The 14,266-nt window shown below is 73.4% G+C and carries 13 protein-coding genes; 8 read left to right on the top strand and 5 right to left on the bottom strand.

Features of this window, described 5'->3' with window-relative positions:
- Nucleotides 1-61 precede the first annotated feature (61 nt).
- The 3 genes from O7609_RS22615 to O7609_RS22625 form a co-directional block, all read right to left on the bottom strand.
- Nucleotides 62-2,434 carry a Tex family protein gene (locus tag O7609_RS22615; RefSeq protein ID WP_269744140.1) on the bottom strand — a complete coding sequence of 791 codons (2,373 nt, stop codon included), beginning with the start codon at nucleotides 2,432-2,434 and terminating at the stop codon, nucleotides 62-64.
- A 61-nt stretch (nucleotides 2,435-2,495) separates the two neighbouring features.
- Nucleotides 2,496-3,356, bottom strand: coding sequence for an SCO6745 family protein (locus O7609_RS22620; RefSeq protein WP_269735157.1), 861 nt, complete (start codon nucleotides 3,354-3,356; stop codon nucleotides 2,496-2,498).
- 24 nt (nucleotides 3,357-3,380) lie between these two features.
- Nucleotides 3,381-4,187: an enoyl-CoA hydratase/isomerase family protein gene (locus O7609_RS22625; protein WP_269735155.1), complete on the bottom strand. Its 807-nt coding sequence runs from the start codon at nucleotides 4,185-4,187 to the stop codon at nucleotides 3,381-3,383.
- Nucleotides 4,188-4,495: 308 nt separating this feature from the next.
- Between O7609_RS22625 and O7609_RS22630 the strand changes: the two genes are divergently transcribed.
- Nucleotides 4,496-4,966 (top strand): ATP-binding protein, encoded by a 471-nt coding sequence (locus O7609_RS22630; RefSeq protein ID WP_269737155.1) that lies wholly within the window; start codon nucleotides 4,496-4,498, stop codon nucleotides 4,964-4,966.
- 100 nt (nucleotides 4,967-5,066) lie between these two features.
- Here the strand turns inward: O7609_RS22630 and idi are convergent, their stop codons facing one another.
- Together idi and O7609_RS22640 are read right to left on the bottom strand one after the other, a co-directional pair.
- Nucleotides 5,067-5,627 carry an isopentenyl-diphosphate Delta-isomerase gene (gene idi, locus O7609_RS22635; RefSeq protein ID WP_269744141.1) on the bottom strand — a complete coding sequence of 187 codons (561 nt, stop codon included), beginning with the start codon at nucleotides 5,625-5,627 and terminating at the stop codon, nucleotides 5,067-5,069.
- 53 nt (nucleotides 5,628-5,680) lie between these two features.
- Entirely contained in the window at nucleotides 5,681-6,613 is a 933-nt protein-coding gene (locus O7609_RS22640) for a cation diffusion facilitator family transporter (protein WP_269744142.1), read from the bottom strand.
- Nucleotides 6,614-7,036: 423 nt separating this feature from the next.
- On the opposite strand from O7609_RS22640, the gene O7609_RS22645 reads away from it, so the two are divergent.
- The 7 genes from O7609_RS22645 (at nucleotide 7,037) to O7609_RS22675 (ending at nucleotide 14,082) form a co-directional block, all read left to right on the top strand.
- Nucleotides 7,037-8,833, top strand: a complete 1,797-nt coding sequence (locus O7609_RS22645) for a DUF5941 domain-containing protein (protein WP_269744393.1) — start codon at nucleotides 7,037-7,039, stop codon at nucleotides 8,831-8,833.
- Nucleotides 8,830-9,564 (top strand): phosphocholine cytidylyltransferase family protein, encoded by a 735-nt coding sequence (locus O7609_RS22650; protein ID WP_269735152.1) that lies wholly within the window; start codon nucleotides 8,830-8,832, stop codon nucleotides 9,562-9,564. Before O7609_RS22645 ends, O7609_RS22650 begins: the two co-directional genes overlap by 4 nt.
- The gene (locus tag O7609_RS22655) at nucleotides 9,552-10,613 is read left to right on the top strand and encodes an iron-containing alcohol dehydrogenase family protein (protein ID WP_269735151.1); all 1,062 of its coding nucleotides are present in this window, start codon (nucleotides 9,552-9,554) and stop codon (nucleotides 10,611-10,613) included. The genes O7609_RS22650 and O7609_RS22655 overlap by 13 nt, the downstream gene beginning before the upstream one ends.
- Complete coding sequence (locus O7609_RS22660; RefSeq protein WP_269744143.1) at nucleotides 10,591-11,373, top strand: CDP-alcohol phosphatidyltransferase family protein; 783 nt, start codon at nucleotides 10,591-10,593, stop codon at nucleotides 11,371-11,373. The genes O7609_RS22655 and O7609_RS22660 overlap by 23 nt, the downstream gene beginning before the upstream one ends.
- Nucleotides 11,370-12,272: a glycosyltransferase family 2 protein gene (locus O7609_RS22665; protein WP_269744144.1), complete on the top strand. Its 903-nt coding sequence runs from the start codon at nucleotides 11,370-11,372 to the stop codon at nucleotides 12,270-12,272. Before O7609_RS22660 ends, O7609_RS22665 begins: the two co-directional genes overlap by 4 nt.
- A 63-nt stretch (nucleotides 12,273-12,335) precedes the next feature.
- Nucleotides 12,336-13,280, top strand: coding sequence for an ABC transporter permease (locus O7609_RS22670; RefSeq protein WP_269735148.1), 945 nt, complete (start codon nucleotides 12,336-12,338; stop codon nucleotides 13,278-13,280).
- Nucleotides 13,267-14,082: an ABC transporter ATP-binding protein gene (locus O7609_RS22675; protein WP_269735147.1), complete on the top strand. Its 816-nt coding sequence runs from the start codon at nucleotides 13,267-13,269 to the stop codon at nucleotides 14,080-14,082. The genes O7609_RS22670 and O7609_RS22675 overlap by 14 nt, the downstream gene beginning before the upstream one ends.
- Nucleotides 14,083-14,266 lie beyond the last annotated feature (184 nt).

Genomic DNA, 14,266 nt, shown 5'->3' on the forward strand with positions numbered 1-14,266 from the left:
CGGGGCGCCCCGGTGGTGCTCACCTCAGGCCGGACCGGCCGTGACGCCGGACCGGGCGCCGTCAGGCCAGGCCCGCGCGGCGCAGGGCGTCGGCCATCGCGTCGTTGGCGGGCGGCGCGTCCTGGCGTCGGCCCTCGCGCCGGCCGTCCTTGCGGCCGCCGCGCTGCCCGCGGCGTTCGCCGCCCTCCCGGCGCTGCGGGACACCGGCCTGGCGGCCGCCCCGCCGCTCCCCGGCGGGCTTGCCCGGCTCGTCGTCCAGCCGCAGCGTCAGCGAGACGCGCTTGCGGTTCTCGTCCACCTCCAGGACCTTCACCTTGACGATGTCCCCGGGCTTGGCGACGTCGCGCGGGTCCTTGACGAAGGTCTTCGACATGGCCGAGACGTGGACCAGGCCGTCCTGGTGCACGCCGACGTCCACGAACGCCCCGAACGCCGCCACGTTGGTGACGACGCCTTCGAGCACCATGCCGGGGCGGAGGTCGCCGATCTTCTCCACGCCCTCCTTGAACGCCGCCGTGCGGAACGCCGGCCGCGGGTCGCGCCCCGGCTTCTCCAGCTCGGCCAGGATGTCGGTGACGGTGGGCAGACCGAAGGCCTCGTCCACGAAGTCGGCGGGCTTCAGGGAGCGCAGTACCTTGGTGTTGCCGACGAGGGTCGTGACGTCACCGCCCTCGGCCCGCGCCATCCGCCGCACCACCGGGTACGCCTCGGGGTGCACGCTGGAGGCGTCCAGCGGGTCTTCCCCGCCCCGGATGCGCAGGAAGCCCGCGCACTGCTCGAACGCCTTGGGGCCCAGGCGCGGCACGGACCTGAGCGCGGTGCGGCTGCCGAAGGGTCCGTTGGCGTCCCGGTGGGAGACGATGTTCTCCGCGAGCGTGGCCCCGATCCCGGAGACGCGGGAGAGCAGGGGCGCGGATGCGGTGTTGACGTCCACGCCGACGCCGTTCACGCAGTCCTCGACGACGGCGTCCAGCGAGCGGGAGAGCTTCACCTCGGACAGGTCGTGCTGGTACTGGCCGACGCCGATCGAGCGCGGGTCGATCTTGACCAGCTCGGCCAGCGGATCCTGGAGGCGGCGCGCGATGGACACGGCACCGCGCAGCGACACGTCCAGGTCGGGGAGTTCCTGCGAGGCGAACGCCGAGGCGGAGTACACCGAAGCCCCGGCCTCGGAGACCATCACCTTCGTCAGCCCCAGCCCGGGCTCGCGGGCGAGCAGGTCGGCGGCGAGCTTGTCCGTCTCGCGGGAGGCGGTGCCGTTGCCGATCGCGATCAGCTCCACCCCGTGCGCCCGGGCCAGTTCGGCGAGGGTGGCCAGGGACTCGTCCCACTTGCGCGCGGGGGCGTGCGGGTAGATCGTCGCCGTGGCGGCGACCTTCCCGGTGGCGTCCACGACGGCGACCTTGACCCCGGTGCGCAGCCCCGGGTCCAGCCCCATCGTGGTGCGGCTGCCCGCCGGGGCCGCCAGCAGCAGATCCCGCAGGTTGGCCGCGAAGACGCCGACGGCCTCGTCCTCGGCGGCCTGCCGCAGCCGGGTGCGCAGGTCGATCTGGAGGTGGACCAGGACGCGGGTGCGCCAGGCCCAGCGCACCGTCCCCGCCAGCCAGTCGTCCGCCGGGCGCCCCCGGTGGACGATGCCGAAGCGGGCCGCGATGGCCCGCTCGTAGGGCCCGGGGCCTGTCGCCTCGGTGCTCTCGGCCGCCTCGGGCTCCAAGGCGAGGTCGAGCACCTCCTCCTTCTCGCCGCGCAGCATGGCCAGCACCCGGTGCGAGGGCAGGTCGGTGAACGGTTCGGCGAAGTCGAAGTAGTCGGCGAACTTGGCGCCCTGCTCCTCCTTGCCCTCCCGCACCCTGGCCGTCAGCCGCCCGTGCCGCCACATGCGCTCGCGCAGCTCACCGATCAGGTCGGCGTCCTCGGAGAACCGCTCGGTGAGGATGGCCCGGGCGCCCTCCAGCGCCGCGCCCGCGTCGGCCACCCCGCCTTCCGGGGCGACGAACGCGGCGGCCGCGGCCTCGGGCGCCACCGTCGGGTCCGCGAGCAGCCCCTCCGCCAGCGGCTCCAGGCCCGCCTCGCGGGCGATCTGCGCCTTGGTGCGCCGCTTGGGCTTGTAGGGCAGGTAGATGTCCTCCAGCCGGGCCTTGGACTCGGCCGCGCGGATGCGCGCCTCCAGGGCGTCGTCCAGCTTGCCCTGCTCCCGCACGGAGTCGAGGATGGCGGTGCGCCGCTCCTCCAGCTCCCGCAGATAGCGCAGCCGTTCCTCGAGGGTCCGCAGCTGCGCGTCGTCCAGCGTGCCGGTGGCCTCCTTGCGGTAGCGGGCGATGAACGGCACGGTCGAGCCGCCGTCGAGAAGGTCGACAGCGGCCTTGACCTGGCGTTCGGCGACGCCGAGCTCGTCGGCGATCCTGGCTTCGATGGACTGGGTCGTTGCGGTCACGCCCCGCATTGTGGCAGGCCGCCGTGACGGCGCGGGGAACCCCCGCCGTGGCCGTGGCCGCTCAGCCGCCGATGAGGTCGCCGGGAAAGCCGCCCGCCCCGATCACGGCGCCGGTGAAGACGGTGCCCAGCTCGGTGAGGCGCTCCACGCCCGCCGCGCCGAGGTGTTCGTAGGGGGCGCGGTCCCTGCGGTCGGTCTCGATCTCCAGTTCGCGGCGCAGGGCGACGCCCTCGTCGGTGAGTTCTCCCTCGGCGTCCAGAAGTCCCCGGGCGCGCAGCCGTTCCTGTGCCGCGCTCCAGTCGTCCTGGGTGTAACCGCGGGTCTCGAGCGCCCACTTGAGGCTCATGCCCTTGCCGGAGGAGGTGTGGGTGACCTGTGCGTCGAGCCCCGGGAGGTCCGCGCCCATGAGGACGGCGAGGTGGGCGTCGCCGCGGTGCTCCCGCAGCAGGGTGGCGGCGTGCCACAGGGCGAGGTGGGGTTCCTCCGGCACGGGCAGGTCGGCGTGCGCGGCGTACAGCGGCCGGGCGCCGCGCTCGCAGGCCTCGGTGGCGTGCAGGGCGAGCGTGGCGGCCTCGGCGAGCTCGGGGGAGGCGATGGCCTCGGGTCCGAGGAGCCGGCGCAGGCTGCGGTCGGCCGCCCGGAGCCGGGCGTCGAGGACCTGGCCCGGTGTGGCCGTCTCCCAGGCCGCGGGCAGGTGGCGTGCGATGAGGTCGTAGCTGAAGCTGTAGAACGTCGCGGCGACGGTGCCGGGGCCGACGGCCCCGAGCGCGGCGGAGCGGCCGGCGAAGTAGGCGGACGACCAGTCGGTGAGGCCGAGGGCGCCCATCTCCTCGCGGGTCTCGGGGGCGAAGTAGACGGTGGAGTGCAGCGGGTTGAGGACGTTGTGGCAGCGTCGCCCGGCACGCTCGTGGAGTGTCGTCATGCCGACACGCTACTGAGCGCTTGCTTATCTGGCTAGGCCCGTCAGGCCCGGGTTTCCCGGGCCGGTGTCCGGGCCGCCGTCCAACGTCGCGGGCCAGGTGAACCGCGGGGTGCGCCGCTCCAGGAACGCGGCCACGCCCTCCTGCGCCTCCCCGCTGGCCTCGGACTCGCGCTGCCAGTGGGCCGCCCGCTCCGGCGGCACCGGCCCGGCCGCGAACTCCTTGGCCGCCGCCTGGGTCAGCCGGGAGCGCCCGGCGAGGGCGCGGGTGAAGGCGGTCACGCGGCCGTCGAGTGCCGTCTCGGGCAGGACCTCGTCCAGCAGCCCGGTGCGCAGGGCCCGGCCGGAGTCGATGAGCTCGGCGGAGAAGAGCAGGTACTTGGCCGTGGCCGGGCCGACGAGCCCGACCAGCCGGCGCGTGGAGGAGGCGGGGTAGGCGATGCCGAGCTTGGCGGGGGTGATCCCGAACCGGGCGTCCTCGGCGGCGAACCGCAGATCACAGGCGACGGCGAGCTGGCAGCCGCCGCCGACGCAGAAGCCGCGGACGGCGGCGACCGTCGGCCTGGGGAAGGCGGCCAGGGCCTCCTCGGCGGCCACGGCGAGGCCCTGCGGCGTGCTGTCCCCGCGCAGGTCGGCGATGTCCGCCCCGGCGCAGAAGGTGTCACCCGAGCCGGTCAGCACCAGGGCGCGGACCCCGGGGTCGGCGGCGAGGCGGTCCAGGGTCACGGGCAGCTCCCGCCACATAGCCGCCGTCATCGCGTTGCGCTTGGCGGGGTGGTGCAGACGCACGGTCGCGACGGCGTCGGACACCGTGCACAGCAGACCTGACTCCATGCCCGGATGTTATGCCCCGCCTCGGCGGGGGAGGCGTGCGGGTTGTGCGGGCCACTCCGCCCGGAAGGGGAATCCCCGGACTTGGGTACGAATCTGGGCATGCGGCCCGGATGCCCCGAAATTCGATCGCTTCCGGTCTTTCTCGTCGTCGTTCCGGATGGAAAGGGTGGATAGGGAAACAAAAAAGGCCAATTTGCGGCAGGTTGCCCTTGGGTAACGGCGTGGGTCAACACTCGAAGGGAACAGGCGGCCCGCCCGGTGCGACGGGCCGCACCCCGACAGGGAGAAGAGGGCGGGTGCCGATCACGATGGAGAGCAGCGGGAGAGCCCTGCAGCCACCGCCGCAGGGCGGCGTGGCTTACGAAGGAGCCTGGCGGTTCACCGCCCCCGCGCTGGACTCCTCGGTTCCGCGGGTGCGTCACGCCGTGCGCGACCTGATCCGGCGGCAGCGGGCGCCCGTGCCGCCGGACCACCTCGACGGGCTGATGCTCATCGTCTCCGAGCTGGTGACGAACTCCGTCCGCCACGCCGCCCTGCTGTCCCCGCAGCTCGGAGTGGAGGTCTCGCTGGGCGACGGATGGGCGCGGGTGGCCGTCGAGGACGGCCACCCCTACCGGCCCAAGGCGCTGGTGTCCGACCCTGCCGAGGAGCACCTCGGCGGGCGCGGGCTGCTGCTGGTGAAGGCGGTCGTCGCCGAGTACGGCGGGGTCTGCGACGTCGAGCAGACGGCCGTGGGCGGCAAGGTCGTGTGGGCCGCCCTGCCGCTGGCGGAGCGCTGAGGCCCGTCCGGCGGATCAGGGCGGGGAACGCCGCACACCGGTCGGCGGAACCGCCGTGCGGCCGGCGCCCCGCCCGCCAGTGTGTGGAGCCGCGCGAGGGTCACCAGCCGCCGCGGCTGCCGACGGCGGCGCGGATGCCGGGCCGGGCGGCGTCCAGGACGGTCATGAACCACGCCGAGAACGTGTCCCTGGCGTGCCGGACGGCGAGCTCCTCCGGGGTGACGAACGCCGTCTCGGCGACCTCCTCCGGGTCCGGGGCGAGCGGCGCCCGGACGAGCCCGGCGAACAGGTGGTTGTACTCCTGCTCCACGAGCCCCGAGGCCGGGTCGGGGTGGTTGTAGGTGACCGTCCCGGCCTCGGCCAGCAGGGCCGGGGCCACGCCCAGCTCCTCCTGGACGCGGCGCGTGGCGGCGGCGAACGGCGGCTCCCCGGGGTAGGGGTGCCCGCAGCACGTGTTGGACCACACGCCGGGGGAGTGGTACTTGCCCAGAGCCCGGCGCTGGAGCAGGAGCCGGCCGTCCTCGTCGAAGAGGAAGACCGAGAACGCCCGGTGCAGCCGCCCCGGCGCCTGGTGCGCGGAGAGCTTCTCCGCCGTGCCGATCGTCGTGCCCTGCTCGTCGACGAGCTCCAGCATGATGGGTGCCGCGGTGTCGTTGCTCATATGGGCCTTTATATCGCTGGACGGGGCCCCGGCGCCGCCAGTTGGCGATCTCGTCAGTGGCAGACCCGGGCCTCGTGTTCCGCGTGGCCGTGCGGCTCCAGCTGGAACGTGCAGTGCTCGACGTCGAAGTGGTCGCCCAGGCAGTCCCGCAGGGCGCGCAGGACGCGGTCGTGGCCGCCGGCGTCCAGGACGTCGTCGTCCACCACCACGTGGACCGAGAGCACGGGCAGCCCCGAGGTGATCGTCCACACGTGCAGGTCGTGCAGCCCCTCCACGCCGTCGACGTCGAGGATGTGGCGCCGCACCTCGTCGACGTCCACGTCCTTCGGGGCCGCCTCCAGCAGCACGTCCAGCGCCTCCCGGGCGAGCTTCACCGTGCGCGGTACGATCATCAACGCGATGACGAGGGAGGCGATCACGTCGGCACGGGTCCAGCCCGTCACGACGATGACCAGCGCGGCGGCCACCACGGCCAGCGAGCCGAGGGCGTCCGCCAGCACCTCCAGGAAGGCGCCGCGCACGTTCAGGCTCTCCTTCTGGCCCCGCATGAGCAGGGCCAGCGACACCAGGTTGAGGGCGAGGCCCAGCAGGCCGACGAGGACGGTCGGGACGCCCGGCACCTCGGCCGGTTCGCGCAGCCGCTCGACGGCCTCGACCAGGATGTAGCCGCCGACGCCGAGCAGCAGCAGGCAGTTGAACAGGGCCGCGAGGATCTCCACCCGGGCGAGCCCGAAGGTGCGCCGCCCCGCCGCGGGCCGGTTGGCGAAGTGGATGGCGGTGAGCGCGACCGCGATGCCGGTGGCGTCCGTGGCCACGTGCCCGGCGTCGGCGAGCAGGGCGAGCGAGCCGGTGAACCAGGCGCCGGCGATCTGCACCACCAGCAGGACGAGAGCGATCACCAGTGCCGTCAGCAGGCGCCCGCGGTGGGCGTTCGAGGCCGTGCCGCCGCCTGTCGGCGGTCCGCCGTGATGATGGCCCGCGCCCATGTGAACCCAGCCTCCCGTGTGCGACCGCGGACGGCGGGACCGCCGCCCACGAGCGTCCAGTGAACTACGGGCGGGGGGTATGTGCAACGCGGCGCTGAAACCCGTTGTCATATGCGATGACCTGCGGCTTTGTCAGCGTCGGTGACCAGCGAGGACGCCGGTGCAGGGGTGTTGTGGCCATCGGGAGGGGGTGCCGTGAGAGGGCTGTGCCGCGCGGGGCCCGGCGCCGGTTCGCGACCCGTTCGTCGCGTGCACAAGACCCCGGGGGTGAATCTGCGATGAACAGCGGCCTCCGGCTATCGGATAGCCTCTGCGCGAGGCGCTGCCCCGAACAGGTGAAGGGGCGCCCGTGTGCCCTGCCGTGCCACGGTCCGGCACCGGCCGGAGCCCGGACGGGGAAACGCTGCCAAGGAGTGAGTTCGTCTGTCGACCGCCATTCTCACCGGTCAGCCGGCCGTCGGATCGCCGCTCGAGGCGCATCTGCGGTCGCTCGGGTTCACCGTGCGCGCCGCCGCCGGGGCCGGCGAGATCGCCGCGCTGCTCGCCGCCGCGGCGCCGGGCGAGCGCGTCGCCGTCGTCGACCACCGGTTCACCGGAAACCTGCACAGCCTCCGCCTGGGCCTGACCGACTCCCGCTTCCCGGCCGCCGCCGTCCCCGGTGCCGTCACCGCCCAGCCGGCCGTCCGGAGCCGGCTGGCCCGCGCCGTGGCGGCCGCCGAGACCGCGGGCGAGTCCTTCGCGGACGGGCCGAGCCCGCTGCCGGACCGTCTCGCCGCCCTGCTGGACGCCGACGGCGAGCCCGTGCACCGGCCCGAGCTGGGCACCCTCGTCGCCGCGGTGCCCGCCGACGCGGCCGCGACCGCCGCCGCCCGGGAGCGCGCCGAGGCCGTGGACGAGGAGGCCGTGCGGCTGCGCTCGGCCGTGAAGTCCCGCGACGGCTTCTTCACCACCTTCTGCGTCAGCCCCTACTCGCGCTACGTCGCCCGCTGGTGCGCCCGCCGCGGGCTGACCCCCAACCAGGTCACCACGGCGTCCCTGCTGACCGCGCTCCTGGCCGCCGGCTGTGCGGCCACCGGTACCAGGGGCGGGTTCGTCGCGGCCGGGGCGCTGCTCCTCGCGTCCTTCGTCCTGGACTGCGCCGACGGCCAGCTCGCCCGCTACGCCCTGCGCTACTCGACGCTGGGCGCCTGGCTGGACGCGACCTTCGACCGGGCGAAGGAGTACGCCTTCTACGCGGGGCTCGCGCTCGGCGCCGCGCGCGGCGGCGACGACGTGTGGGGGCTCGCGCTGGCCGCCATGGTCGTCCAGACCGTGCGGCACGTCGTCGACTTCTCCTTCACCGAGGCCCAGCACGACGCGACGGGCAACACCAGCCCCACGGCGGCCCTCTCCGGCCGGCTGGACGCGGTCGGCTGGACGGTGTGGGCCCGGCGCATGATCGTGCTGCCCATCGGCGAACGCTGGGCGCTGATCGCCGTCCTCACCGCGCTGACGACACCCCGCACCACCCTCGTCGTGCTCATCGCGGGCTGCGTTCTGGCCGGCTGCTACACCACCGCCGGACGGGCCCTGCGCTCGGTGACGCGGCGGGCGCGGCGCACCGAGCGCGCCGCGCGGGCCCTGGCCGACCTGGCGGACAGCGGTCCCCTCGCCACCCTGGCCGCCCGGACCGCGAGGCCCCCGCTGTCCGCCCCGGTGTGGGCCGGTGCCGCCGCGGCCCTCGTCCTGGGCACCGCGCTGTGGGCCCCGGCCGGAAGCTGGTGGCCCGCCCTCGCCGCGTGCGGCTACGCCCTCCTGTCCGGCTGGGCCGTCGCCCGTCCGCTGACCGGGGCGCTCGACTGGCTGGTGCCCCCGCTCTTCCGGGCGGCCGAGTACGGCACGGTCCTCGTGCTCGCCGCCCGCTCGGAGGTGAACGGCGCCTTGCCGGCGGCTTTCGGGCTGGTGGCCGCCGTCGCCTACCATCACTACGACACGGTGTACCGCATCCGCGGCGGGACCGGGGCGCCGCCTCCGGTGCTCGTCCGCGCGGTCGGCGGGCACGAGGGGCGGACCGTGCTGGTCGCCCTCGCCTCCGCCCTGTGGTCCGGCGCGACCGGCTTCCCCCTGGCGCTCACAGCCCTCACCGGGCTGGTGGCGTGCGCGGTGCTCACCGAGAGCGTCCGCTTCTGGGTGTCCTCCGCGGCGCCCGCAGTTCACGACGAGACAGGAGTACCCGCATGATCGGCCTCGTGCTGGCCGCCGGCGCCGGACGGCGTCTGCGTCCCTACACCGACACGCTTCCCAAGGCCCTGGTGCCCGTCGACGGCGAGACCACCGTCCTCGACCTGACCCTGGGGAACTTCGCCGAGGTCGGCATCACCGAGGTCGCGGTCGTCGTCGGGTACCGCAAGGAGGCCGTCTACGAGCGGAAGGCGGCGCTGGAGGAGAAGTACGGCGTCAAGCTGACCCTCATCGACAACGACAAGGCCGAGGAGTGGAACAACGCCTACTCCCTGTGGTGCGCGCGGGACGTCATCAAGCAGGGCGTGATCCTCGCCAACGGTGACACCGTCCACCCCGTCTCCGTCGAGAAGACCCTGCTCGCCGCCCGCGGCAAGGGGAAGATCATCCTCGCCCTCGACACCGTCAAGCAGCTCGCGGACGAGGAGATGAAGGTCGTCACCGGCGACGGCGGCGGCGTCCAGAAGATCACCAAGCTGATGGACCCCGCTTCGGCCACCGGCGAGTACATCGGCGTCACCCTCATCGAGGGTGAGGCCGCCGAGGAGCTGGCCGACGCCCTGAAGACCACCTTCGAGCGGGACCCGGACCTCTACTACGAGGACGGCTACCAGGAGCTCGTCAACCGCGGGGTGACCGTCGACGTCGAGCCCATCGGCGACGTCCGCTGGGTCGAGATCGACAACCACGACGACCTCGCCAAGGGCCGGGAGATCGCGTGCCAGTACTGACCCGGCTGATCCCCTCGCCGGTCGTCGTCGACATCCGGCGCGGGGCGATCGACGACCTCGGCTGCGTCCTCGCCGACGAGCGCATCGCCGCCTCGGGCAAGCTCGCCGTCGCCATCAGCGGCGGCTCGGGCGCGGCCCTGCGCGAGCGGCTCGCCCCCGCTCTGCCCGGCGCGAGCTGGTACGAGGTCGGCGGCGGCACGCTCGACGACGCCGTACAACTGGCCGACGCCATGAAGTCGGGCCGCTACGACGCCGTCGTCGGGCTCGGCGGCGGCAAGATCATCGACTGTGCGAAGTTCGCCGCGGCGCGCGTCGGGCTGCCGCTCGTCGCCGTCGCCACGAACCTCTCCCACGACGGCCTGTGCTCGCCCGTCGCCACCCTCGACAACGACGCGGGCCGCGGCTCCTACGGCGTGCCCAACCCGATCGCCGTCGTCATCGACCTCGACGTCGTCCGTCAGGCGCCCCCGCGCTTCGTCCGCTCCGGCATCGGGGACGCGATCTCGAACATCTCCGCCGTCGCCGACTGGGAGCTCTCCCACCGGGTGACCGGCGAGAAGGTCGACGGGCTGGCCGCCGCCATGGCCCGGCAGGCCGGCGAGGCCGTGCTGCGGCACCCCGGCGACATCGACGACGACGGCTTCCTCACCGTCCTCGCCGAGGGCCTGGTCCTCACCGGCATCTCGATGTCCGTCGCGGGCGACAGCCGCCCGGCCTCCGGCGCCTGCCACGAGATCAACCACGCCTTCGACCTGCTCTACCCGCGCCGGGCCGCCAGCCACGGCGAGCAGTGCGGCCTCGGCGCGGCCTTCGCCATGCACCTGCGGGGCGCGGCCGAGGACGCCGGGCTGATGGCCCAGGTCCTGCGCCGCCACGGTCAGCCCGTGCTCCCGCAGGACATCGGCTTCAGTGTGGAGGAGTTCGTCAAGGCCGTGGAGTTCGCCCCGCAGACGCGCCCCGGCCGCTACACGATCCTCGAGCACCTCGACCTGTCCACCGACCAGATCAGGGACGCGTACGCCGACTATGCCAAAGCCATCGGTAGCTGAACTCCGGCCGGTCGTACACCCCGAGGGGGTCAAGGACCGGCGCAGCGGTGAACACTGGGCCGGGCGCCTGTACATGCGGGAGCTCTCGCTGCGGTGCGACCGGTACCTGGTGAACACCCGCATCACCCCGAACCAGCTGACCTACCTCATGGTCGTGGCCGGAGTGCTGGCCGGTGCGGCACTCCTGCTGCCCAGCCTCGGCGGCGCGATCCTCGCCGCCCTCCTCATACAGCTCTACCTGCTGCTCGACTGCGTGGACGGCGAGATCGCCCGCTGGCGGCAGCAGACCTCCGTCACCGGCGTCTACCTCGACCGCGTGGGCCACTACCTGGCCGAGGCCGCCCTGCTGACCGGCTTCGGCCTGCGCGCCGCCGACCTCTTCGGCACCGAGGGCGGGGCGAACTGGATGTGGGCGTTCCTGGGCGGCATGGCCGCGCTCGGCGCCATCCTCATCAAGGCCGAGACGGACCTGGTGGACGTCGCCCGGGCCCGCAGCGGGCTCTCCGCCGTCCGGGACGAGGCCGCCGTGCCGCGCTCCTCCGGCCTGGCCGTGGCCCGGCGGGCGGCGGCCGCGCTGAAGTTCCACCGGCTGGTGGGCGGCGTCGAGGCCTCGCTGCTGATCCTGCTCGTCGCCGTCGTCGACGCCGCCGCGGGCGGGCTGTTCTGGACCCGGCTGGGCGTCGCGGTGCTGGCCGCCATCGCCGTCCTGCAGACGGTCCTGCACCTGGTGTCCGTCCTCGCCTCCAGCAGGCTGCGATGAGCGGCGCCGGACGCCCCCCGCGACTCGGGGCCGTCGTCCTCACCATGGGCGACCGCCCCGAGGAGCTGCGCGCCCTGCTGGAGTCCGTGGCACGGCAGGAGGGCGAGCCCGTCGAGGTCGTCGTCGTCGGCAACGGCGCCCCCCTGCCGCGGCTGCCGAAGCCGCCCGGCGGCCTGCGCACCGTCGAACTGCCGGAGAACCTCGGCATCCCCGGCGGACGCAACGCGGGTATCGAGGCGTTCGGCCCCGGCGGACGGGACGTCGACGTCATCCTCTTCCTCGACGACGACGGGCTGCTGCCGCGCACCGACACCGCCCGGCTGTGCCGGGAGGCCTTCGCCGAGGACACGAAACTCGGCATCGTCAGCTTCCGTATCGCGGACCCCGACACGGGCGAGACCCAGCGGCGGCACGTGCCCCGGCTGCGCGCCGCCGACCCGCTGCGCTCCTCCCGCGTCACCACGTTCCTCGGCGGCGCGAGCGCGGTGCGCACGGCCGTCGTCCGCGAGGTGGGCGGCCTGCCGGACGACTTCTTCTACGCCCACGAGGAGACCGACCTCGCCTGGCGGGCCCTGGACGCCGGCTGGGACATCGTCTACCGCGCCGACCTCGTCCTGCACCACCCGACGACCGCTCCCAGCCGGCACGCCGTCTACCACCGCATGGTGGCGCGCAACCGGGTCTGGCTGGCCCGTCGGCTCCTGCCCGCCCTCCTCGTCCCCGTCTACCTGGGGGTGTGGATTCTGCTCACGCTGGCCCGTCGGCCGTCCCGGGCGGCGCTGCGGGCCTGGCTGGGCGGTTTCCGCGAGGGCTGGCGCACTCCGTGCGGTCCCCGCCGCCCTCTGCGCTGGCGTACGGTGTGGCGCATGACCCGGCTGGGGCGACCTCCCGTCATCTGACAAGCTCGGGTCTGAGAACATCAGCACCCGATTCCTTTTACACAAGAGGACGTAAGTTTCCCCGTGAGCGAGTCAGCACACGATCGTGCGGTCGCCGTGAACGCGCCGCCCTCCCCCGATGACGGGCTGACCCCCGCAGAGCTGGCGGCCAAGTACGGCCTGACCGTCAGCGGGGCGAGGCCCTCCCTGCCCGCGTACGTCCGGCAGCTGTGGGCCCGGCGGCACTTCATCGGTGCCTTCTCCCGGGCCAAGCTCCAGGCCCAGTACAGCCAGGCGAAGCTCGGCCAGCTCTGGCAGGTCGCCACCCCGCTGCTCAACGCGCTGGTGTACTTCCTCATCTTCGGAGTGCTCCTCGGGGCGCGCCAGGGAGTGCCGGGCGGAGGCGAGAACTACGTTCCCTTCCTGGTGATCGGTGTCTTCGTCTTCACGTTCACCCAGCAGTCGGTGCTGTCGGGCGTGAAGTCGATCTCCGGCAACCTGGGGTTGGTCCGAGCCCTGCACTTTCCGCGGGCGTCGCTGCCCGTCTCCTTCGCCCTCCAGCAGCTCCAGCAGCTCCTGTACTCCATGCTCGTCCTGCTGGCCGTACTCCTGGCCTTCAGGCAGTTGCCCGCGTGGTCCTGGCTGCTCGTCCTGCCCGTCCTGCTGCTGCAGTTCGTCTTCAACAGCGGCGTCGCCCTGATCATGGCCCGGCTGGGGAGCAACACTCCCGACCTGGCGCAGCTCATGCCCTTCATCCTGCGGACGTGGATGTACGGATCGGGTGTGATGTTCCCGCTGCACTACATGATGACCGAGCGGGCGAACGCACCGGAGTGGGCGGCCGACCTCGCCGCGGCCAATCCTGCCGCGGTCTTCATGGACCTCATGCGCTTCGCGTTGATCGACGACTACACGTACGCCGATCTGCCCCCGTATCCGTGGCTGCTGGCGCTCGGCTGGGCGCTGCTCGCCGGCGGGCTGGGCTTCGTCTACTTCTGGAAGGCCGAGGAGCGGTATGGCCGTGGCTGAACCGACCAACCCGACGGACACGGTGGGCGTGGGGCCGGAGGCCGCGCGGACGCCGACCGTGATCGCGGACGACGTGCACATCGTCTACCGGGTGTACGGCGGGGGCGGCGGCCGGGGCAGCGCCACCGCCGCGCTCAACCGGATACTCCGCCGCAGCCCGGGCAGCCGGGTGCGCGAGGTGCACGCCGTCAAGGGCGTGAGCTTCACCGCCTACCGGGGCGAGGCCATCGGGCTGATCGGCTCGAACGGCTCCGGCAAGTCGACCCTGCTGCGGGCCATCGCCGGGCTGCTGCCCGTGGAGCGCGGCAAGGTCTACACCGACGGCCAGCCCTCCCTGCTGGGCGTCAACGCCGCGCTCCTCAACGACCTCACCGGCGAGCGCAACGTGGTGCTCGGCGGGCTGGCCATGGGCATGTCGCGGGAGGAGGTCCGGGAGCGCTACGACTCGATCGTGGAGTTCTCCGGGATCAACGAGAAGGGGGACTTCATCACCCTTCCCATGCGCACCTACTCCTCCGGCATGTCGGCCCGGCTCCGGTTCTCCATCGCGGCGGCCAAGCAGCACGACGTGCTGATGATCGACGAGGCGCTCGCCACCGGCGACAAGAAGTTCCAGCGCCGTTCGGAGGAGCGCATCCGTGAGCTGCGCGCGCAGGCGGGCACGGTCTTCCTCGTCAGCCACAACAACAAGTCGATCCGGGACACCTGCGACCGGGTGCTGTGGCTGGAGAAGGGCGAGCTGCGCATGGACGGCCCCACGGAGACCGTCATGAAGGCGTATGAGGCGTTCACCGCCCGGTAGCCGGTGCGTCCCTGGGCGTTGCTTCGCTGAGGCCCCCGTCCGGCCGGTTCCGGACGGGGGCCTGGTGCGTCGCGGCCCGCCGGGGGCGGGCGCGCGGTACGCCCCCTGGTCGGGGGTGCCGCCGGAGGAGTGGCACATACGACATAAGGTGATCGGATCAGGGCACCGGCATGGCGTGTCCGAC

This window comes from Streptomyces sp. WMMC1477 (assembly GCF_027460245.1).
Classification (GTDB): Bacteria; Actinomycetota; Actinomycetes; order Streptomycetales; family Streptomycetaceae; genus Streptomyces.

What these genes read in the sequence shown, in the direction of transcription:
- O7609_RS22665 (WP_269744144.1), top strand. Translation starts at nt 11,370, where the DNA reads ATGAGCGGCGCCGGACGCCCCCCGCGACTCGGGGCCGTCGTCCTCACC.
- idi (WP_269744141.1), bottom strand. Translation starts at nt 5,627, where the DNA reads ATGAGCAACGACACCGCGGCACCCATCATGCTGGAGCTCGTCGACGAG.
- O7609_RS22625 (WP_269735155.1), bottom strand. Translation starts at nt 4,187, where the DNA reads ATGGAGTCAGGTCTGCTGTGCACGGTGTCCGACGCCGTCGCGACCGTG.
- O7609_RS22640 (WP_269744142.1), bottom strand. Translation starts at nt 6,613, where the DNA reads ATGGGCGCGGGCCATCATCACGGCGGACCGCCGACAGGCGGCGGCACG.
- O7609_RS22660 (WP_269744143.1), top strand. Translation starts at nt 10,591, where the DNA reads ATGCCAAAGCCATCGGTAGCTGAACTCCGGCCGGTCGTACACCCCGAG.
- O7609_RS22630 (WP_269737155.1), top strand. Translation starts at nt 4,496, where the DNA reads ATGGAGAGCAGCGGGAGAGCCCTGCAGCCACCGCCGCAGGGCGGCGTG.
- O7609_RS22675 (WP_269735147.1), top strand. Translation starts at nt 13,267, where the DNA reads ATGGCCGTGGCTGAACCGACCAACCCGACGGACACGGTGGGCGTGGGG.
- O7609_RS22620 (WP_269735157.1), bottom strand. Translation starts at nt 3,356, where the DNA reads ATGACGACACTCCACGAGCGTGCCGGGCGACGCTGCCACAACGTCCTC.
- O7609_RS22650 (WP_269735152.1), top strand. Translation starts at nt 8,830, where the DNA reads ATGATCGGCCTCGTGCTGGCCGCCGGCGCCGGACGGCGTCTGCGTCCC.